The 19,223-nt window shown below is 57.2% G+C and carries 20 protein-coding genes; 9 read left to right on the top strand and 11 right to left on the bottom strand.

The window, feature by feature from the left end:
- Positions 1 to 18: 18 nt before the first annotated feature.
- Positions 19 to 1,293 carry a Glu/Leu/Phe/Val family dehydrogenase gene (locus GUC22_RS14145; protein ID WP_004120918.1) on the bottom strand — a complete coding sequence of 425 codons (1,275 nt, stop codon included), beginning with the start codon at positions 1,291 to 1,293 and terminating at the stop codon, positions 19 to 21.
- A 410-nt stretch (positions 1,294 to 1,703) separates the two neighbouring features.
- On the opposite strand from GUC22_RS14145, the gene GUC22_RS14140 reads away from it, so the two are divergent.
- Positions 1,704 to 2,495, top strand: coding sequence for a YdcF family protein (locus tag GUC22_RS14140; protein WP_024358293.1), 792 nt, complete (start codon positions 1,704 to 1,706; stop codon positions 2,493 to 2,495).
- Positions 2,496 to 2,771: 276 nt separating this feature from the next.
- Positions 2,772 to 4,211, top strand: coding sequence for an aldehyde dehydrogenase (gene aldA, locus GUC22_RS14135; protein WP_131930055.1), 1,440 nt, complete (start codon positions 2,772 to 2,774; stop codon positions 4,209 to 4,211).
- 302 nt (positions 4,212 to 4,513) lie between these two features.
- Here the strand turns inward: aldA and gap are convergent, their stop codons facing one another.
- Complete coding sequence (gene gap / locus GUC22_RS14130) at positions 4,514 to 5,512, bottom strand: type I glyceraldehyde-3-phosphate dehydrogenase (protein WP_102649860.1); 999 nt, start codon at positions 5,510 to 5,512, stop codon at positions 4,514 to 4,516.
- 243 nt (positions 5,513 to 5,755) lie between these two features.
- Positions 5,756 to 6,250 carry a GNAT family N-acetyltransferase gene (locus tag GUC22_RS14125; protein WP_024358290.1) on the bottom strand — a complete coding sequence of 165 codons (495 nt, stop codon included), beginning with the start codon at positions 6,248 to 6,250 and terminating at the stop codon, positions 5,756 to 5,758.
- Between the two features lie 89 nt (positions 6,251 to 6,339).
- Here GUC22_RS14125 and GUC22_RS14120 point away from each other — a divergent pair, with 89 nt between their 5' ends.
- Positions 6,340 to 7,263, top strand: coding sequence for a LysR family transcriptional regulator (locus tag GUC22_RS14120; protein ID WP_165775020.1), 924 nt, complete (start codon positions 6,340 to 6,342; stop codon positions 7,261 to 7,263).
- Positions 7,264 to 7,395: 132 nt separating this feature from the next.
- Positions 7,396 to 8,367 carry a sensor domain-containing diguanylate cyclase gene (locus tag GUC22_RS14115; RefSeq protein WP_024358288.1) on the top strand — a complete coding sequence of 324 codons (972 nt, stop codon included), beginning with the start codon at positions 7,396 to 7,398 and terminating at the stop codon, positions 8,365 to 8,367.
- A gap of 66 nt (positions 8,368 to 8,433) precedes the next feature.
- Here GUC22_RS14115 and ydfZ read toward each other — a convergent pair whose 3' ends face one another.
- Complete coding sequence (gene ydfZ / locus GUC22_RS14110) at positions 8,434 to 8,637, bottom strand: putative selenium delivery protein YdfZ (protein WP_004138983.1); 204 nt, start codon at positions 8,635 to 8,637, stop codon at positions 8,434 to 8,436.
- A 279-nt stretch (positions 8,638 to 8,916) separates the two neighbouring features.
- On the opposite strand from ydfZ, the gene GUC22_RS14105 reads away from it, so the two are divergent.
- Positions 8,917 to 9,114, top strand: coding sequence for a hypothetical protein (locus tag GUC22_RS14105; RefSeq protein ID WP_004138981.1), 198 nt, complete (start codon positions 8,917 to 8,919; stop codon positions 9,112 to 9,114).
- Positions 9,115 to 9,246: 132 nt separating this feature from the next.
- Here the strand turns inward: GUC22_RS14105 and GUC22_RS27290 are convergent, their stop codons facing one another.
- Both GUC22_RS27290 and GUC22_RS14100 read right to left on the bottom strand, forming a co-directional pair.
- Positions 9,247 to 9,411: a hypothetical protein gene (locus tag GUC22_RS27290; protein WP_004138979.1), complete on the bottom strand. Its 165-nt coding sequence runs from the start codon at positions 9,409 to 9,411 to the stop codon at positions 9,247 to 9,249.
- 21 nt (positions 9,412 to 9,432) lie between these two features.
- Complete coding sequence (locus tag GUC22_RS14100; RefSeq protein ID WP_004120890.1) at positions 9,433 to 9,675, bottom strand: DinI-like family protein; 243 nt, start codon at positions 9,673 to 9,675, stop codon at positions 9,433 to 9,435.
- Positions 9,676 to 9,900: 225 nt separating this feature from the next.
- Between GUC22_RS14100 and cybB the strand changes: the two genes are divergently transcribed.
- The 3 genes from cybB to GUC22_RS14085 all read left to right on the top strand — a co-directional run bounded on the left by cybB (position 9,901) and on the right by GUC22_RS14085 (position 12,014).
- A complete protein-coding gene (cybB, locus tag GUC22_RS14095; protein ID WP_024358287.1) occupies positions 9,901 to 10,428 on the top strand; it encodes a cytochrome b561 in 528 nt (175 codons plus the stop codon).
- Between the two features lie 169 nt (positions 10,429 to 10,597).
- Positions 10,598 to 10,873, top strand: a complete 276-nt coding sequence (locus GUC22_RS14090; protein WP_004101746.1) for a metal/formaldehyde-sensitive transcriptional repressor — start codon at positions 10,598 to 10,600, stop codon at positions 10,871 to 10,873.
- 22 nt (positions 10,874 to 10,895) lie between these two features.
- Entirely contained in the window at positions 10,896 to 12,014 is a 1,119-nt protein-coding gene (locus GUC22_RS14085; RefSeq protein WP_024358286.1) for an S-(hydroxymethyl)glutathione dehydrogenase/class III alcohol dehydrogenase, read from the top strand.
- A gap of 51 nt (positions 12,015 to 12,065) precedes the next feature.
- Here GUC22_RS14085 and GUC22_RS14080 read toward each other — a convergent pair whose 3' ends face one another.
- The 5 genes from GUC22_RS14080 to pcaH form a co-directional block, all read right to left on the bottom strand.
- Positions 12,066 to 12,344, bottom strand: coding sequence for a hypothetical protein (locus tag GUC22_RS14080; RefSeq protein ID WP_004138973.1), 279 nt, complete (start codon positions 12,342 to 12,344; stop codon positions 12,066 to 12,068).
- Between the two features lie 172 nt (positions 12,345 to 12,516).
- Positions 12,517 to 14,889, bottom strand: a complete 2,373-nt coding sequence (locus GUC22_RS14075; protein WP_049090334.1) for a glucose/quinate/shikimate family membrane-bound PQQ-dependent dehydrogenase — start codon at positions 14,887 to 14,889, stop codon at positions 12,517 to 12,519.
- A 292-nt stretch (positions 14,890 to 15,181) separates the two neighbouring features.
- Positions 15,182 to 16,105 carry a LysR substrate-binding domain-containing protein gene (locus GUC22_RS14070; protein ID WP_004138972.1) on the bottom strand — a complete coding sequence of 308 codons (924 nt, stop codon included), beginning with the start codon at positions 16,103 to 16,105 and terminating at the stop codon, positions 15,182 to 15,184.
- Positions 16,106 to 16,277: 172 nt separating this feature from the next.
- The gene (gene pcaG, locus GUC22_RS14065; RefSeq protein WP_064342605.1) at positions 16,278 to 16,898 is read right to left on the bottom strand and encodes a protocatechuate 3,4-dioxygenase subunit alpha; all 621 of its coding nucleotides are present in this window, start codon (positions 16,896 to 16,898) and stop codon (positions 16,278 to 16,280) included.
- The gene (pcaH, locus tag GUC22_RS14060; RefSeq protein WP_004850552.1) at positions 16,895 to 17,635 is read right to left on the bottom strand and encodes a protocatechuate 3,4-dioxygenase subunit beta; all 741 of its coding nucleotides are present in this window, start codon (positions 17,633 to 17,635) and stop codon (positions 16,895 to 16,897) included. The genes pcaG and pcaH overlap by 4 nt, the downstream gene beginning before the upstream one ends.
- 239 nt (positions 17,636 to 17,874) lie before the next feature.
- Here pcaH and GUC22_RS14055 point away from each other — a divergent pair, with 239 nt between their 5' ends.
- The gene (locus GUC22_RS14055) at positions 17,875 to 19,218 is read left to right on the top strand and encodes a VOC family protein (RefSeq protein WP_049090336.1); all 1,344 of its coding nucleotides are present in this window, start codon (positions 17,875 to 17,877) and stop codon (positions 19,216 to 19,218) included.
- The last annotated feature ends 5 nt before the right edge of the window (positions 19,219 to 19,223 follow it).

Raw genomic sequence — 19,223 nt, 5'->3', positions numbered from 1 at the left:
CGGGCTGAGAAGGGGGGATTATCCCGGATATATACCGCGATCTTTACGCGCCATCAGGATCCGCTCACAGGCCACGATATAGGCGGCGGTGCGTAAAGAGCACGCTTTTTCCACTGCTTTTTCGTAAACGTGAACGATCGCATCGGTCATGATGCGGTCCATTTTGGCGTTGATCTCTTCTTCGCTCCAGAAGAAGCTGGCCATATCCTGCACCCATTCGAAGTAGCTCACGGTGACGCCGCCGGCGTTACAGATAACGTCCGGCACCACCACGATGCCGCGCTCGGCCAGCACGTCGTCCGCTTCCGGATAGGTCGGGCCGTTAGCGCCTTCGAGCACCAGTTTGCAGCTGAGGGTTTCGGCGCGCTCGCGCGTAATCTGGCCTTCCAGCGCCGCCGGGATCAGAATATCCATCGGCGTCGTCCAGAACGCTTCTTTGGCAATTTCGCGGGCGCCAGGGAAACCGGCGATTTGCTTGTTCTCGGCCTGCCATGCGGTCAGCGCGGCCATATCAATACCGCCCTCGTTATACAGGGTGGCGGTGTGGTCCTGAATCACCACAATCCGCGCGCCGACGCCTGCAAACAGGCGGGCCGCTTCGCTACCCACGTTACCAAAACCCTGTAGCGCGACTTTGGCACCCTCGATTTCGATACCGCTGCGGCGAGCCACTTCGCGACCGGTGACGAATACGCCGCGGCCGGTGGCTTTTTCACGGCCCAGCGAACCGCCGAGGTGAATCGGCTTGCCGGTGACCACGCCGGTGATGGTAGTGCCGTGGTTCATGGAGTAGGTATCCATCATCCAGGCCATCACTTTGCCGTTGGTGCCGACGTCCGGCGCCGGAATATCTTTTTGCGGCCCGATAATAATGCCGATCTCGCTGGTATAGCGACGGGTCAAACGCTCCAGTTCACCTTCCGACAATGAGAACGGGTCGACGCGGATGCCGCCTTTGGCGCCGCCGTAGGGAATATTAACTGCCGCACACTTGATGGTCATCCAGGCTGAAAGCGCCATCACTTCATTCAGATCAACATCAGGATGGTAGCGCACGCCGCCTTTACCCGGTCCGCGCGAGAGGTTGTGCTGAACGCGATAGCCTTCGAAGTGGCGGATAGTACCATCGTCCATTTGCACCGGGATATCAACGATGAGCGCGCGTTTCGGATGGCGCAGGGTTTCAATCCAGAAAGCGAGATCGCCGAGGTAGGGCGCGACGCGATCGATTTGACGCAGGTAGGTGGTCCATGGAGATGTACTACTTTCAGAAGCGTAAGATAACTTTTCCATAAGAGTCCTGTTTCGCAGTGATAATTATTTTGTTAACCGTGGAAAGGTACAGCTATAAACTCTGTAACGAGAATGTTATCACCAATTTAATGGGACGGTATTTGGCAAAAATGCAGAATATGCTGTTGTTGCGGCTGGGATTCAGCTTTTTATGAATAAAAAAACGCAAAACAAGGCTCTTCATGGATGAATATGCATTTTTGTGCATTAAAGCCGTAGTTGTAACCCTTTCTCCCTATTTATTAGATTCTTGACCCTCTTCAAAAAGTGAATAAAACGCTATTCAGATGTGTTGACTTTGTTGCTTAAGAGGCGTGGGTGCGCTATTTGCGCTTTATTACCCAAAGTTCGCGCCAGCGTCTAAGATGGTGGCCGCTAATCTACGGCTGAGAGTGTTAACAGGAGAGAACATGTCAGAACATTTTCCATCGCTACCCGAGGCGGTACTGGCCGCGGCGAACCAGCTGGGCGCCTGGCTGGCGCAGGATGATTTGCCCCGTGACCCGCACATAGAGGTGGTGGTGCTGGCTGGCAACGCGGTGATCCCGACCATCGATTTCGCCTGCCGGCTGGCGGCGCGGCACGCGGTTCCGCTGCTGATCAGCGGCGGTATCGGTCACTCCACTTCGTTTTTATACCAGTCGGTGTTGAACGACCCGCGCTACCGCGCCATTGCGGTAAGGGATCGCGCCGAAGCGCATATCCTGGCCGACATCGCCCATCAGTTCTGGGCTATTCCGCGCGAACACATCGTGGTGGAGGATCGCTCCACCAACTGCGGAGAGAACGCGCACTTTACCCGGCAAATGCTTGAGGAGAGGGGCATTGCCCATCGTACGGGCGTGGTGATTCAGGATCCGACCATGCAGCGCAGAACGATGGCGACGTTTGCCCGCGTCTGGCAAGACGCCCCGCGAGCGCCGACGTGGTACAGCACGCCGGGGTGCGCGCCAGTATTGTGCAACGGGCGTGACGGTGTCACGTTTTGCGGGGAAGATAGTGGGCTGTGGCCGGTGGGGCGCTATCTGGCGCTGATCCTCGGCGAGCCGCCGCGGCTGGCGGATAACCCGCAGGGTTACGGCCCGTTGGGCAAGGGTTTTATCGCCCATGTGGATATTCCGCCGCACATTGCTCAGGCGTGGCAGACGCTGCGCGACGACCGCCTGCTCTCCGATGCGCTAAGCGCGCGGCAGCTGGCTTAGGTAACCATAAAGCGCTTTTCATCGCTGCCGCTCCGCGTTTCTCCCTTCTCTGGACGCATGGCCTGGTCGCCGCGTCGGGAAATTTGCCCGTTTGCGTTGGCGGTATCGCAAACGGGCAGCTCGTGTTATTGAATTGTGATTTTTTGCGCGTTAGCTTCGTCTCTTTTTATGAAATATCTCACAAAAACAAGCCCTCATGCTGTCTCTTTGCCTGACGGACGATAATTTTTAACATCTAGTTCACCTGTTAAAAACAATAATCCTGAGGAGCAGACCATGACAGCACCCGTTCAACACCCTATGTATATTGACGGCCAGTTTGAACCCGGCCGCGGTGATGCGTGGATTGATGTGATCAACCCGGCAACGGAAGCGCTGCTTTCGCGGATCCCCGACGGCAGCGCGGAGGATGCGCGGCGCGCGATTCTCGCCGCCGAGCGCGCGCAGCCGGACTGGGAGGCCCTGCCAGCGATTGAGCGCGCGGGATGGCTGCGCAAAATCGCCGCCGGTATCCGCGAACGTGCGGAAGAGATCGCCGCGCTGATCGTCGCTGAGGGCGGAAAAATCCAGCAGCTGGCGGCGGTGGAGGTCTCTTTTACCGCCGATTATCTTGATTATATGGCCGAGTGGGCGCGCCGTTATGAAGGTGAAATTGTGCAGAGCGACCGCCCGGGGGAGAACATTCTGGTATTTAAGCGCGCGCTGGGTGTGACGACCGGCATCCTGCCGTGGAATTTTCCGTTCTTCCTGATTGCCCGTAAGCTGGCGCCGGCGCTGATTACCGGCAATACCATCGTCATTAAACCGAGTGAATTTACGCCGAATAACGCCATCGCTTTTGCGCAAATCGTCCATGATATCGGTCTGCCGAAAGGGGTCTTTAACCTGGTGCTGGGCCGCGGAGAAACCGTAGGCCAGGAGCTGGCAGGCAATCCGAAAGTGGCGATGGTCAGCATGACCGGCAGCGTTGCCGCGGGCGAGAAGATTATGGCCGCGGCGGCGAAAAACATCACTAAAGTGTGTCTGGAGCTGGGCGGGAAAGCGCCCGCTATCGTGATGGACGATGCGGATCTGGAGCTGGCGGTTAAGGCGGTGGTGGATTCTCGGGTCATTAATAGCGGGCAGGTGTGTAACTGCGTTGAGCGCGTATATGTGCAAAAGGGCATTTACGATCGCTTCGTTAATCGCCTTGGCGAAGCGCTGAAGGCGGTGCAGTTTGGCGATCCGGTGGCACGGGACGATATCGCGATGGGGCCGTTGATTAACGCCGCCGCGCTGGCGCGCGTTGAGCAGAAGGTGGCAAAAGCGGTCGCCCAGGGCGCGCGCGTCGCCCTTGGCGGGAAAGCGGTGACGGGCAGGGGCTATTTTTATCCGCCGACGCTGCTGCTGGACGTGCGCCAGGAGATGGATATCGTGCATGAAGAGACATTCGGTCCGGTGCTACCGGTGGTGGCGTTTGATACCCTTGAAGAGGCGCTGGCGATGGCCAACGACAGCGATTATGGGCTGACGTCGTCAATCTATACCCGCGACCTGAACGTCGCGATGAAGGCGATTAAGGGGCTGAAGTTTGGCGAAACCTATATTAACCGCGAAAACTTCGAAGCGATGCAGGGTTTCCATGCCGGATGGCGTAAATCGGGCATCGGCGGCGCCGACGGACGTCACGGCCTGAATGAGTATCTGCAAACTCAGGTGGTCTATCTGCAGGCCTGATTTAGCAGAGGAGCGGCAGCGTTTCCCGGAGGCGATGCTGCGCATCTGTCCGGGCTACCCAGCCCGCAGGCTGTCCCCCGGGTCGTGGCTGACGCCTTACCCGGGCTACCCAAACGCAGGCCGCACGTACCTGTAGCCCGGGCAAGGCGCTCCGCGCCGCCCCCGGGAGCAGAGCGCAGGATGGCATCATTTCCTGGAGGCGATGCTGTGTATCTGTCCGGCTACCCAGCCCGCAGACCGTCCCACCCCCCGGGTCGCGGCTGACGCCTTACCCGGGCTATGCGTGCCGAGTAGTCTGCGCCTTACTTCGCGAATTTATCCAGCACCCGGATAAGCTGGGTAACGAAGCCATACTCGTTATCGTACCAGGCCACGGTTTTCACCAGCTGCAGATCGCCAACCTCAGCAATCTCCAGCTGCGTGGCATCATAAATGGAACCGAAATGGCTGCCGATAACGTCCGACGAAACGATCTCCTCTTCGGTATAACCGAATGATTCGTTGTTCGCCGCCGCGTTTTTCATCGCCTGATTGACTTCTTCGGCGGAGACCTTTTTCTCCAGCACTGACACCAGCTCAGTCACCGACCCGGTTTTGGTCGGTACGCGCTGGGCGTGGCCCTTCAGCTTGCCGCTAAGCTCGGGAATAACCAGCCCAATGGCTTTCGCCGCCCCGGTAGTATGCGGAATGATATTTTCCGCCGCGGCGCGGGAAGCGCGCAAATCCTTGCCGCGCGGGCCGTCAACCAGCGATTGCGTACCGGTATAGGCGTGAATAGTGGTCATGGTCCCCACCTTTATACCAAAGGCGTCATGGAGCACTTTCGCCATCGGCGCCAGGCAGTTGGTGGTGCAGGAGGCCACGGAAATAATCGTATCGTTGGCGTCCAGCGTGTCGTCGTTAACGTTATAGACAATGGTTTTCATATCGCCAGCGGGCGCGGAAATCAGCACTTTTTTAGCCCCGGCGGTCAGATGCGCTTGCGCTTTCTCCGCGGAGGTATAAAAACCCGTACACTCGACAATCAGCTCGGCGCCTACCGCTTTCCACGGAATATGCTGAGCCTCTTTTTCCGCATAAACGGTAATTTTTTTGCCATCAACGATCAGCGCATCTTCCGTAAAATCCACGCTCCATGGGAAAGGACCGTAGTTTGAATCATGCTTTAACAGGTAGGCCAGCACTTTAGGTGATGTCAGGTCGTTAATCGCCACGACCTCTAAAGGGCTGTCGACCTCCAGTAACCGGCGCAGTACTAAACGTCCAATACGCCCAAATCCATTAATCCCAAGTTTGCTCATGAAGAATCTCCAGGTCAGGTGAAAACTTCTCCAGGCTTAGTTCAGCCGTCGGGATAGGGCAACCAGCGATTTATTTGGCGCCGTTAAATGCTGATAAAAACGCGAACGGAAAAGTGAATAAATTCGGCGGGTTGCGGGCGGGGCGTTAAGGGGTAATAATTTTTTGTTTCAGCTTTATACGCCAGGGGCATATTGGCAACGGAGTGAAAAGGCGGGCCAGAGAAGGACCCGCCTGATGGCGGACTAGTCGGCGGCCCTGCCCAGTTCAGCAAAAGCGGTAAGCGCAGCGCCGTCAAGGCGATAGCGAACCCACTCACTTTGCGCAACGGCGCCAATGCTCAGATAAAAATCAATGGCCGGCTGGTTCCAGTCGAGCACGCTCCACTCCAGGCGACCGCACTCTCTTTTTACCGCCAGCTGAGCGATGGTTTTCAGGAGCGCTTTTCCTGCGCCGCGGCCGCGAAACTCGGGGGTGATGTAGAGATCTTCCATATAGATGCCGTTGCGGCCGAGCCAGGTGGAATAGCTGGTAAAGAACACCGCGTAGCCGGCGATCTTATTGTCAATCTCGCAGATTAACGCTTCCGTTTTGCTGTCGCTGGCGAAAAGCGAAGCCTGGATTTCCTCAACCGTGGTGACCACCTGTTCCGGCGCCTTTTCATACACCGCCAGCTCGTAAATCATGTCATAAATTGCTTTTGCGTCCGCCGGGCTGGCCTGACGAATGGTCATATTCATTGGATTACCTGTTGTGCCATCGTAAGTTTGATACCGCAAAGCATAAACGTTAAGGTTAGAAGAATTAAGTGCAATGAAATCACGTAATGATGAATATTATGCATCCAGCCCTTCGCCGTCTTGATTTGAACCTGCTGCCGGTATTCGAGGCGGTCTACCGCTATCGTTCGGTGCGCCTGGCGGCGGAAGAGCTGGCGATGAGCACCTCGGCGTTAAGTCACGCGCTGTCCAGGCTGCGCGCCGCGCTCAATGACCCGCTTTTCTATCGCGAAGGGCATCGTATGTGCCCCAGCGTGTTCGCCACCCAGCTCGCGCCTTCTATTGCCTCGGCGTTAACGTTTTTAGATCAGGAGCTGACCCCGCAGCCGAAGTTTGTCGCCTCAGCCAGTACCGACTGCTTACAGATAGCGATCACGGATTTCACCGCGCAGTGCGTTTTCCCGACGCTGATGCCCAGGCTACAGCAACAGGCGCCCGGCCTGCGTTTCGAGCTGCGCTATCTGCCGCACAGCCCGGCGCTGACGGAACTGCTGGCCGGCGAGGTGGATTTAGCGCTGGGGTTTAGCGCCCTGAATGAAGCAGAGCATCCGGAGCTGGATGAGATCTGCTGGCTGAAAGATGATTATGTTGCGATAAGCCACGCCGGCCGGTCCCGGCTAACGCTGGCGGATTACCTGGCAGCCCAGCATCTGGTGGTTACCCCGTGGAATGAAAGCCAGGGGGTTCTCGACGTACAGCTCGCGAAAATGGGGTTTGCGCGGCATATCACCATCAAAACGCCCTCTATGCTGAGCGCGCCCTTCATTATTGCGCAAAGTGAACTGCTTATGGCGATACCGCGCTCGGCAGCGGAAAAAATGCTCGGCGCGGCGAAGTTGAAGGTTTTTGAACTACCGTTTGAGGTTCCGCCATTCGAGGTGAAAATCTATTCACATAAGCGGAGCGGGCAGCGCGGCGCGAGCCAGTGGCTGAAAGCGAAGCTGAGGGAGTGGGCCGCGGCGGAGCGCGCCTGAAGTCTCGTTTGACGAGCCAGCGATATATGCTTAACTCATCAGATAACACATGTGAATCGTCTGTTAACAGCCTGATGCGCGTTTCATTGGTAAGCGCTGCGTCATCTATCCTGATAACGTAAGAGAGAAAAATTGAAATTAGCCGGACTTCATCCAGATGAACTGCGCCGTCTGCAATCGCTGCGGACATCCGGATTATTAAACAGCGGAAAAGAAGAGCGTTTCGATCGCCTGACCAGGCTTGCGCGTACGCTCTACGATCTACCGGTGGCTTCGATTAGCCTCGTGGGGGAAAATACCCTGCACGTAAAATCCTGCGCCGGACTGGAAGTGGATACCCTGCCGAGGGATATAACATTCTGCGCGCATACTATCCTGCAGACCGACCCTTTAATCGTCAACGACCTGCAGCAGGACCTGCGCTTTCACGATAACCCGCTGGTCACCGAAGCGCCTTTTATCCGCTTTTATGCCGGCTACCCGGTGCAACTGCCTGACGGCGCGACGGTAGGCGCGTTCTGTCTGATGGATCACAAGCCGCGCGCTTTCTCCGTTCATGAAATACAAATCTTAAGCGACCTGGCCGCCATCGTTGAAGATGAATTCAAGGTGCTGGACGCGGCGACCGCCGACGAGCTGACGGGGCTGTTCAACCGCCGGGGCTTTATGTCGTTAGCGGAGTACGCGCTGCTGACCGCCAGACGGCGGAATGAACCAGCGAGCCTCATCTTTATCGATCTCGATCGCTTTAAGCTGATTAACGATACCTGGGGTCATGAACAGGGAGATAAAGCCCTGAGGGCGATTGCCGATTTGATGAAGGCCACCTTCAGAGAGTCGGATTTAATTGCCAGGCAGGGCGGCGACGAATTTATCATCCTGCTTGCCAATACCTCGCAGCAGACCGCGGGCCTGGCGATGGAGCAGCTTAGCAAGAACGTCGCGGAGTACAATCAGCAGGCGGGCAATCCGTGGCAGCTGGCGTTCTCATGGGGCTGCGTTGAATACGATCCCGCTGCGCATCATAGCCTCAATGAGATCGTCGCGGTGGCGGACCGGCGCATGTATCAGGCGAAGAGCAGCCATGGCGCGGAACGTCGGTAGTAGAACCGCCGGGCGTCGCCAGCCGATAGTCGGCGTTTGGGCGATGCCGCAGCGGCTGTCGCCTCCTTAGTGGAGGCCAAGGCGGATCAGTTCAACCGGTTCGAACTTCCCTTCAGCCCCTTCAACTTCAACAGTCTTATTACGACGCAGCTGGGCTGGGGTCAAACCCGTAGAATGGATAGCGATAATTTTACCGGTTTTGCCCGTCCCATTAATCATCACCTGGCTGCCGTTGGTAATAGGATTGCGGTTACGATCGTATGTGATCATGGTTTTTTCTCCTTTTCATCATCGTGTCGTCACGCTCCGGGCTGTCCCGGCGCGGCGGTAATACAAATACGCCTCTCAGAGCGTCATTTTGTTGTTTTTGATCAACTTCACACTTTTTAGCGTCCCGCAACAGGCTAACGAGCCGGAGGCTGGCTTTGTCTGACCCGGCATCCGCATGTCCTCTGAAGCCGTTTTCGCTGGCGCCAAAGCCTGCGGATGCTCGGGTTGCAGTCGCGGATGCGGCTGCTAAACTTTTTTCGGGCATAACGGAGCGGAACGATGAAGAACAAAGACGAACAAACGGGGCTGATTGGTCTTGCCATCGGCGCGGCGGTCATTGGTCTGGTTTCTGAGCAGAAGCCTATTAACCGGGAAAGTATTGTCGAAGAACTGGTGAGGTTGGGAAGACAGAAGGGGGACGGCGTCGAGGATGAGATTTTTAAACAGGCGGCGACGCTGGTGCGTAAGGGGTTATGATCCCGCCGGTAAAAAGAACGCTATTTGAAGCCCGGGTATGCGCAAACCCGGGGTTAAACAGGAAGGAAGCGCATCATGAGATACGCGATCGCAACGCATATCAGCGCCATGTACCAAACAAAACTCATTCTGTTACCCGCCCTGTAGCGCCATGCCCGTCACCGCGTTTACCACGGTCGCGGCCAGCAAAACGCCGCCCACGATAGCGCAGGCACGACTTTTCCTGGTTGCCCCCAGCGTCAGCATAACGATCGCTGCGGCGAAGAAGGGGATAGCCATGATGGTGAAGGTATTCATTATTTCCTCGAATGTCGCCCGTTAATCTTCCTGCATCCACATGTCAGCTTCTTCGAACATTTCCTGCACGGCGCGGCTGATCTGCTCTTTCTCGTGCTTGCTGGCGTCGGTATTGATGGAGGCCAGCGTCATCATCGGTTTAACGCGAACGTCGGCATCGGGAAAAATGCGATGCACTCGCTTCGTCAATTCCGTCAGAATGATCTCTTTAGCGCCAGCTAATCCTTCGAAATTTCTCTTGTCATAAATCAGCTCTACGAACATTTTTTATCCCATTAATGGTAATAGCAGACCGTATTGTACTGTGATTATATACAGCGTCAAGGTTGAGGTATAGGTTCCTCGTATTGCCGCGCCGCAGGTAACCCGCTGCTTTTGCTTTATCTGCGCGAAACCGACAATTGTTTTTTTATAAGTACGTAAAAGTTAATGAATTTTTAATAAAAGGTGTTTATGTTGGCGATATCACCGTTTTATTAAGGGTTTCTCATGCGCGATAAATACTCTGGTCTGCAAATAGGCATCCACTGGCTGGTCTTTTTTTTAGTGATTGGCGCTTACGCGGCGATGGAGCTGCGGGGCTTTTTCCCCCGCAGCGCGCGGCCCATGATTAATATGATCCACGTCTCCTGCGGGATTTCAATTTTTGTTCTGATGGCGGTGCGTCTGTTGGTGCGCCTCAAATCCCCGACGCCGCCGATTGTGCCTAAACCGTCGCCGATGATGACCGGCTTCGCGCATCTTGGGCATCTGGTTATCTATCTGCTGTTTATCGCGCTGCCGGCCATCGGCATGGTCATGATGTACTACCGCGGCAACCCCTGGTTCGCTTTTGGCCTGACCATGCCGCACGCGGCGGAAAGCGACTTTGAGCTGGTGGATACCCTGAAAGCGTGGCATGAGCTGCTGGCCAATACCGGCTACTTTATTATCGGCCTGCACGCGCTGGCGGCGCTGATGCACCACTATTTGTGGAAAGATAACACGCTGCTGCGGATGATGCCGCGCAGGCGTTAAACCTCGATAAACCCGCTTCGGCGGGTTTTTTTGTCTCTTTCTTCGGGAGCCTCAACTTCAGCTAAGCGCAAATTCTCGCCGCTATGCTACGGTTAAAGCGGCGAACGCATTTGCCTCACGGCAACAATAAATATAGTATACCCCCCTATATGATATGGAGGGCGTCACCATGCCACATTCACCTGAAGATAAAAAGCGTGCCCTCAGCCGGGTAAGGCGCATTCGTGGCCAGGTTGAAGCGCTCGAGCGGGCGCTGGAATCCGGCGAACCCTGTATGACCATTCTGCAGCAAATCGCCTCAATACGCGGCGCCGCTAACGGCCTGATGGGGGAGATGGTGGAAATTCACCTGCAGGATGAACTGGTTAGCGGCGAAACGACGCCCGATCAGCGCGCCGCCAGAATGGCGGAAGTCGGGCATCTGCTACGATCCTATTTAAAATAAAATCACCACGAGGAAGAGAGATATGAAATCACGTGCAGCCGTCGCGTTTGGCCCGGGCCAGCCGCTTTCAATCGTAGAGATTGACGTCGCGCCGCCGAAAAAAGGCGAAGTGCTGGTCAAGATCACCCATACCGGCGTATGCCACACCGATGCCTTTACCCTCTCAGGCGACGATCCGGAAGGCGTTTTCCCGGCGGTGCTGGGCCATGAAGGCGGCGGGATTGTCGTCGAAGTCGGGGAAGGCGTGACCAGCCTGCAGCCGGGCGACCACGTTATTCCTTTGTATACCGCTGAATGCCGCGAATGTAAGTTCTGTAAATCAGGCAAAACCAACCTCTGCCAGGCGGTCCGCGCCACCCAGGGTAAGGGCCTGATGCCGGACGGCACCACGCGTTTCTCCTACAACGGCGAACCGATTTATCACTATATGGGCACCAGCACCTTCAGCGAATACACCGTGGTGGCTGAAATTTCGCTGGCGAAAGTGAACCCGCAGGCGCCGCTGGACAAAGTTTGCCTGCTGGGCTGCGGCGTCACGACCGGCATCGGCGCGGTGCACAATACGGCGAAAGTAAAAGAGGGCGATACCGTCGCCGTCTTCGGCCTCGGCGGGATCGGTCTGGCGGTGATCCAGGGGGCGGTACAGGCGAAAGCCGGGCGCATTCTGGCGGTGGATACCAACCCGGAAAAATTCACCCTCGCGAGAGAGATGGGTGCCACCGACTTTATCAACCCGAATGATTACGATAAGCCGGTTCAGGATGTGATTGTTGAACTCACCGACGGCGGCGTCGACTTCAGCTTCGAGTGTATCGGTAACGTCAACGTGATGCGCGCCGCGCTGGAATGCTGCCACAAAGGCTGGGGCGAAAGCGTGATTATCGGCGTCGCTGGCGCGGGTCAGGAGATTAAAACCCGTCCATTCCAACTGGTGACCGGGCGCGTCTGGCGCGGCTCCGCGTTCGGCGGCGTGAAAGGGCGCACGCAGCTGCCGGGAATGGTAGAAGAGGCGATGGCGGGCAAAATCCGCCTCGACCCGTTTATTACCCACCGCATGCCGCTGGACCGCATCAACGAAGCCTTTGACCTGATGCACGAAGGTAAATCCATTCGTACCGTTATTCATTTCGGCGAGAATTGATTTTCAGGTAATAAATAACCCGGGCGTGCCCGGGTTATCGTTTAAGCGGGATTATTCCCGCCGCAGGTTTTCATAACCATTCTGCCAGCGCCGCTGTTCCCGCCGCTCTCGTTCGCGCTGAATATCCGACTTCTCATCATCCCAGACCGCGCAGTGCGGGCCGCTGAACACCTCGCAGGGCTGCGGGTGAGCGGTGAGCGGAGACGCCGCTTTCTCCTCCCAAATCGCCGGATCGCGCAGGTCCACTTCCGGGGCTTGTAAAGCCTGAGCTGAGGCGGCCGCTATCGACATGATGGCGCCTGCGAGCAGGCGGCAGGTTGAACGCTTCATCCATTATCCTTGTTCAGTATTTATTATTGATAACCATTCGCAATAATAACATGACGGAATAAGAATGGCTTGCTGGGGGGAGATGCGAAGACGATTTTTATATCGCGCTATCGGGCAATGCCCTGGCTACGTACTTTGCCAGCAAAAAAGGGCCCCGATTGGGGCCCGAGGGTTACTTCTGCTCCGGGAGCGCGTAGGCGATGATGTAATCGCCGCGATCCGGCGACTGGCGAGCGCCGCCCGCGTTGATGATGATGTACTGTTTACCGGTTTTCGGCGATACGTAGGTCATCGGCCCGGACTGGCTGCCGACCGGCAGACGCGATTTCCAGATCTCTTTCCCGTTGGCGGTATCAAACGCGCGCAGGTAGAAGTCCTGGGTGCCCGCAAAGAACAGCAGACCGGACTGGGTTGATAACGACGCGCCCAGCGTCGGCATGCCGATAGGGATTGGCATATGCATGCGGATCCCCAGCGGGCCGGTGTCCTCAACGGTGCCTACCGGAACCTGCCACACCAGTTTGCCGGTTTTCAAATCAACCGCTGACAGAGTGCCGAACGGTGGTTTCTGGCATGGAATGCCCAACGGCGACAGGAAACGCTCGCGCATGGCGCCGAACGGCGTGCCTTCCATCGGCACGATCCCCATTTCGATACCGCTGGCGTCCTTCGCCACTTTGGCGCGCGGCACCATATAGTTGGCGAGGCCAAGGCGCATATCGTTGACGAATATCAGGCTGTTATTCGGGTCAACCGACACGCTGCCCCAGTTCATCCCGCCCAGCGAGCCGGGATACTGCAGCGAACGATCCTCGCCCGGCGGGGTGAAGACGCCCTGGTGGCGCATCTCTTTAAACTGGATGCGGCACAGCAGCAGGTCGACAGGCGTCGCGCCCCACATATCCGACTCGGTCAGCGTCTCGTTGCCAATCATCGGCATACCGACGGAGTAAGGCTGGGTAGGCGAGTAACGCTCGCCTTTAACGTTGCCGGCCGGTACCGGACGTTCTTCGACTTTAGCGACCGGTTCACCGGTGGCGCGGTTAAGCATAAAGATCATGCCCTGCTTACTGGTTTGCACCAGCACCGGCGTGGTGCCGCCTTTACCGTCAGGCAGATCGTACAGCAGCGGCTGGGAAGGCAGGTCGAAGTCCCACAGATCGTGATGGGTGGTCTGATAATGCCAGCGGACCTGGCCGGTCGTGGCGTCAACGGCCACGATGGATGAACTGTATTTATCGTCAAGCGCGGTACGTTCGCCGCCAAAGAAGTCCGGCGTCGCGTTACCGGTCGGCAGATAAATCAGATTCAGCTTCGCGTCGTAGGACATGGCCGACCAGACGTTCGGCGTGCCGCGCGTATAGGTCTGGCCTGCCGGCGGTTCGCCGGTCAGCGCCGGGTTGCCCGGATCCCATGCCCACGCCAGTTTCCCGGTGTGGACGTCATAGGCGCGAACGACGCCCGGAGGCTCGCCGGTGGAGAAGTTATCCGCCACGCGACCGCCAACGACCACGACATTACCCGCCACCAGCGGCGTGGAGGTTTGCTGGTAGTAACCCGCTTTGATCTCGCCCATGCCAATGCTCAGATCAACGATACCGTGGTCGCCAAAGGCGTCGCACAGTTTGCCGTTGTCGGCATCAATAGCGATCAGACGGGCGTCGGTGGTAGGCAGGAACAGGCGACGGGAGCAGGCGGCCGGCTGCGCGTCGGCGGCCGGGGAAACCTGAGCCTGGCTATCTTCGTAATAGCCTAAACCACGGCAGCGCTGCCAGTTGGGGGCGGTGGCTTTTGAATCGTAGCGCCACTTCTCTTTGCCGCTATCGACATCCAGCGCCAGCACTTTACTGTAGGGCGTACAGACGTAAAGCGTATCGCCAATCTGCAGCGGGGTGTTCTGATCTTCCGCGCCGGAGCCATTGCTCTGCGGAATATCGCCGGTATGGGCGATCCAGGCGACCTGCAGCTGGTCGACGTTCTGTTTGTTAATCTGGTCGAGGGCGGCGAAACGGTCGCCGTGGGTGGTGTTGCCCCAGTGCGCCCAGTTTTTCTGCTGCTCGTCCGCGGCGACCGGTTTGACCGGCACCGCTTCGCTGGCGCTGACCAGCGGCTGGGATTTGAACATCCAGGCGAAACTGACCAGCAGCGCCACGGCGATCACCGCAGCCAGGCCAAACGCCGGCCCTTTTTTCGCCGGCTGGCGGGAAAGGAACGGCCAGACCAGCGCGCAAAGGAAGGCCAGGACCCCGAGCGCGAACAGGCGGGAGAATAGCGGCCAGTAGGTCCAGCCCGCGTCGCTAATCGCCCAGACGATCGATGCGACAAACGCAACGGCGTACAGCATGATGCCGCCGCGGCGGCTGCGGAAGATGAGCGCCGCGGCGATAACCATCACCAGGCCCATCAGCGCAAAATAGAACGTCCCGCCGACGGAGGCGAGCTTCGCACCAAGAATACCGATAGCCAGACCGATGATCAGCATCAGCCCGGCGAGAAGCCACTGCAGGATCCGGGGGAACCCTCGCGGCGCGTTGTCAGTTGCCATTTTTTCTCCTTAACCACCCCTGAACAGGCGTGAACCAGATGAATCAATTTTTCAAGTGAACTCTTTTGAATGAAGTGATAGTAGCCTTCATAAAAGCGGGGTTTTTACTGTTATTGATTTCATGTGAACCATTTGGTGAAATCGCGGATATGATAGATCTGTTAAAGAAATTTACGCAATTGTTAATGAATGACTTCGCACTAATTGATTATTTTGATGAATAATACCGGGCAGCAGCAGGGAAAACGGGCGGATTATCTCTCCCCGACGGGCGAAGCCGGGGAGATCGTGTTCAGACGGGCATGGATTTACGAATGGCGCTGAGCAGGGTTTGCGTACCCGCAGTGAGCGTGGCGTCCACCCGCGTGAGGATCCCTATTGGTTCACCCGCGCCCTGGGTGGGCACCGGTAGCGCGGCCAGCATCCCACGACGCAGGTCGTCTTTAACCGCGCCGGAGGGGACAAACCATACGTAGTCATAGTCGACGGTGAGCTGACGCGACAGGGAAGCCGACAGCGTCTCGATGCAGCCAGTGGGAATTTTGCAGCCCTGGCTTTGCAGCAGGGTTTCGGCGTTCTGTCGCGGCAGCGTGCCTTTAGGCGAAACCACTACCGGCCACTCCATGACCCGACTCAGCGTGACGGTTTCCTGCAGCAGCGGGTGACCCGGACGAACCACCAGCTTCAGGGATTCGAGAAATAGCAGTTCATAGTTCAACCCGCTCATCAACTCCGGATCGGACATCCGCCCGATGCCGATATCGATTTCTCCCGATTTTAGCCCCGCCAGCAGCATGGTGTTATTCATGGTGGCGACCTGAAGGGTGATATCTTTTTGCTGCTGATGGAATTGGCCGATCACCGAGGGCAGGATCCCCAGCGCGGCGGTGGGGAGCGCTCCGATGCGTACGATATCGCTGTTGAGGCCTTCTTTACGATTGAGCGCCTGACCCGCGGTATTGAGCGCGTCGAGCACTTTAACCGCATGGGTGAGAAACTGTTCGCCGACCAGCGTCAGCTGCGCGCCCAGCCGCCCACGCTCAAACAGCCGCGTACCGGTGAGCTGCTCCAGTTCGTTCAGCGTTTTGGATAAGGCCGGTTGGCTCAGATTGAGGGTTTCAGCCGCGCGCCCAAGAGTTCCCTGTTGAGCGACGGCCACGAAGGTATGTAGATGGCGCAAGCGAATGCGCTGACTGAAAAGACCATTTTTTTGCATAATCAATGTTAAAAACAGAGGTGTACCGGTGACAAGTAAGGGTGTTTAAAATTGTTAACTTCATAGCAAAATATTATTAACATTTTATATTATTATTTTACAAGTTGATTTTATTGGCATTGCCGTAAAGTACCGCCCCCGGTCAACAGGGGCGGAAAAAGGAAGTGAAAACTCAGATATCGAAGAAGACGGTTTCGTTTTCGCCCTGCAGATGAATATCGAAGCGATAGACGATCTCCGTCCCGCGCACCTCGCGCTGGGCGATGAGGGTCTGGCGGCGCACTTCCCACTCAATCAGATTCAGCACCGGGTCGGCCTGGTTGGCATCCTGTTCGTCGGAGAAGTACATCCGCGTGTTGAGGCCAATATTAATCCCGCGGGCGACCACCCATAAATTGACGTGCGGCGCCATGGTGCGACCATCGCGGCCCACAACGGCCCCGGGTTTAATGGTTTCGAAGCGCCAGACGCCGCTGGTGAAGTCCGAGCAGCTGCGTCCCCAGCCGCGAAACGCCGTATCCAGCTTCTTACCCTGCTGTCGGTCGTCGGGATGGTTATAGCGCCCGGCGGCGTTGGCCTGCCAGATTTCCAGCAGCACATCGCGCACCGGGGTGCCGGAGCCGTCGATGACTCTGCCTTCAATAGTAATGCGTTCGCCCTCGGTGTCGGCCGTCGTCAGCGTCGGGCCAAAGTTTCTCTCAAAGATATGAAAGCCCGCGGCGTCCGGCGCCAGGCCGATATGCACATAAGGACCGGCGGTTTGCGAAGCGGTTTCAGGTAAAAAATCTCTCATCGGGCGGCCCCCTGCGTGCGGTTTTCAAACAGCGTTGCGCGATGACCGCGCAGCACGAGATCAAAACGGTAGGCCAGAGAGTCCAGCGGGACGGCGGCATGGGTATCCAGCTCGGCGATCAGCGTTCTGATGGCATCATCGTTATTGATGGTTTTGACAATAGGGCACTGTTTAATCAGCGGATCGCCCTCGAAATACATCTGGGTGATCAGACGCTGCGCCCAGGCGTCGCCGGAAAGCGAAAAGTGAATATGCGCCGGACGCCAGTCGCTGACCTGGTTGCGCCACGGGTAGGGGCCGGGCTTGATGGTGCGGAAACAATAGTAGCCGTTCTCGTCGGTCAGCACGCGTCCGCAGCCGCCAAAGTTCGGGTCGATAGGCGCCAGATATTGATCTTTCTTATGCCGGTAGCGGCCGCCCGCGTTAGCCTGCCAGACTTCGACCAGCGTATTTTTCATCGGCCGGCCAAACCCATCGCGAACGTAGCCGTGCACGATAATCCGCTCGCCAATCGGCAGGCCGTCTTTGGCGTAGTTGAGGATCAGGTCGTTATCGAGCGCGCCGAGATCGTCGCTGCTGAACACCGGGCCGGTGATCTCCGAAAGTGAATTCTGCAGGGAAATGAGCGCATTGCGCGGCGAGCGCAGTACGCTGGTTTTATAGCCCGGCGCGTAGGCGGGTGGATGGCTACTGTAGTCGCGATGCAGGACCTCGCGCGGTGACCATTTATCATTCATGAGGGGACTCCGTGTTATCGGTAGAGAGGCATGTTGTTGTAATGTCGCCACTTGCAGTGTGTGTAAATGCTTTGTTAATTTAAAGTGAAATTAAAGGGTGTTTAACATAACCGGTGGTTATGAAGTGAGCGGATGAAAAGAAACCGGCCAGCTACCGGCATCACAGTTTGTAAATTCTTCCCGCCGTCTTCAGAGAGCTTTCCTACACTCCAGGGAGAATTCACTGGAGGTAAGACATCATGGCGAACACCATCACGGCTGATGAGATTCGGGAAAGCTTTTCGCAGGCGATGTCGGCGATGTACCAGCAGGAAGTTCCGCAGTACGGGACGCTACTGGAGCTGGTGGCCGACGTTAACCTGGCCATACTGGAGAATAACCCGACGCTGCACGAACAACTGGCCAACGCCGATGAGCTGGCGCGGCTAAACGTTGAGCGCCACGGCGCGATCCGCGTCGGTACGGCGGAGGAACTGGCGACCCTGCGTCGCATGTTTGCCATTATGGGCATGTATCCCGTTAGCTATTACGATCTGTCGCAGGCTGGCGTGCCGGTTCACTCCACCGCGTTTCGCCCCATCGATGACGCGGCGCTGGCGCGCAATCCGTTTCGCGTTTTTACCTCGCTCCTGCGTCTTGAGCTGATCGCCGATGAGGCGTTGCGCAAGCGGGCGGCGGAAATTCTTGCCCGGCGCGATATCTTCACGTCGCGCTGTCGCGAACTGATCGCGCTTCATGAACAGAAGGGGGAGTTCACCGCCGCGGAGGCGCGTGAATTTGTGCAGCAGGCGCTGGAAACCTTTCGCTGGCATCGACATGCCACCGTCGATGAGGAAACCTACCACGCGCTGCACGAAGAGCACCGGCTGATTGCCGATGTGGTTTGTTTCCCCGGTTGCCACATTAATCATCTGACGCCGCGCACGCTGGATATCGACCGGGTTCAGGCGCTGATGCCCGAATGCGGTATCGCGCCGAAAGCGTTAATAGAAGGCCCGCCGCGCCGCGATGTGCCGATTTTGCTGCGCCAGACCAGCTTTAAGGCCCTTGAAGAGCCGGTGATGTTTGCCGGGGAGCATCGAGGCACCCATACGGCGCGCTTTGGCGAAATAGAGCAGCGCGGCATCGCCTTGACGCCCAAGGGCCGCGCTCTGTACGACCGACTGCTTAGCGAGGCGGGGGTGGGCAAAGATAATCTTAACCATCAGCGTCATCTGCAGGAGGTGTTTAGCCCGTTCCCGGACAGCGAATTCCTGCTGCGTCAGCAGGGGCTGGCGTACTTTCGCTACCGCCTGACGCCCGCCGGCGAGGCGCACCGCCAGGCCTTTCGTCCGGGCGACGATCCGCAGCCGTTGATTGAGCGCGGCTGGGTTATCGCACAACCGATTATTTATGAAGACTTTTTACCGGTCAGCGCCGCCGGGATTTTTCAGTCTAACCTGGGTAACGAGATACAGGCCCGCAGCCACGGCAACGCCAGCCGCGAGGCCTTTGAGGAGGCGCTGGGCTGTGCGGTTTACGATGAGTTTGCCCTTTATCAGCAGGCGGAAGAGCGCAGTAAACGACGTTGCGGTCTGCTGTAAAATCA

The organism is Klebsiella sp. MPUS7, assembly GCF_009905335.1.
GTDB classification, from domain to species: Bacteria; Pseudomonadota; Gammaproteobacteria; order Enterobacterales; family Enterobacteriaceae; genus Klebsiella; species Klebsiella grimontii.
This window is presented reverse-complemented; position numbering and strand designations above follow the sequence as displayed.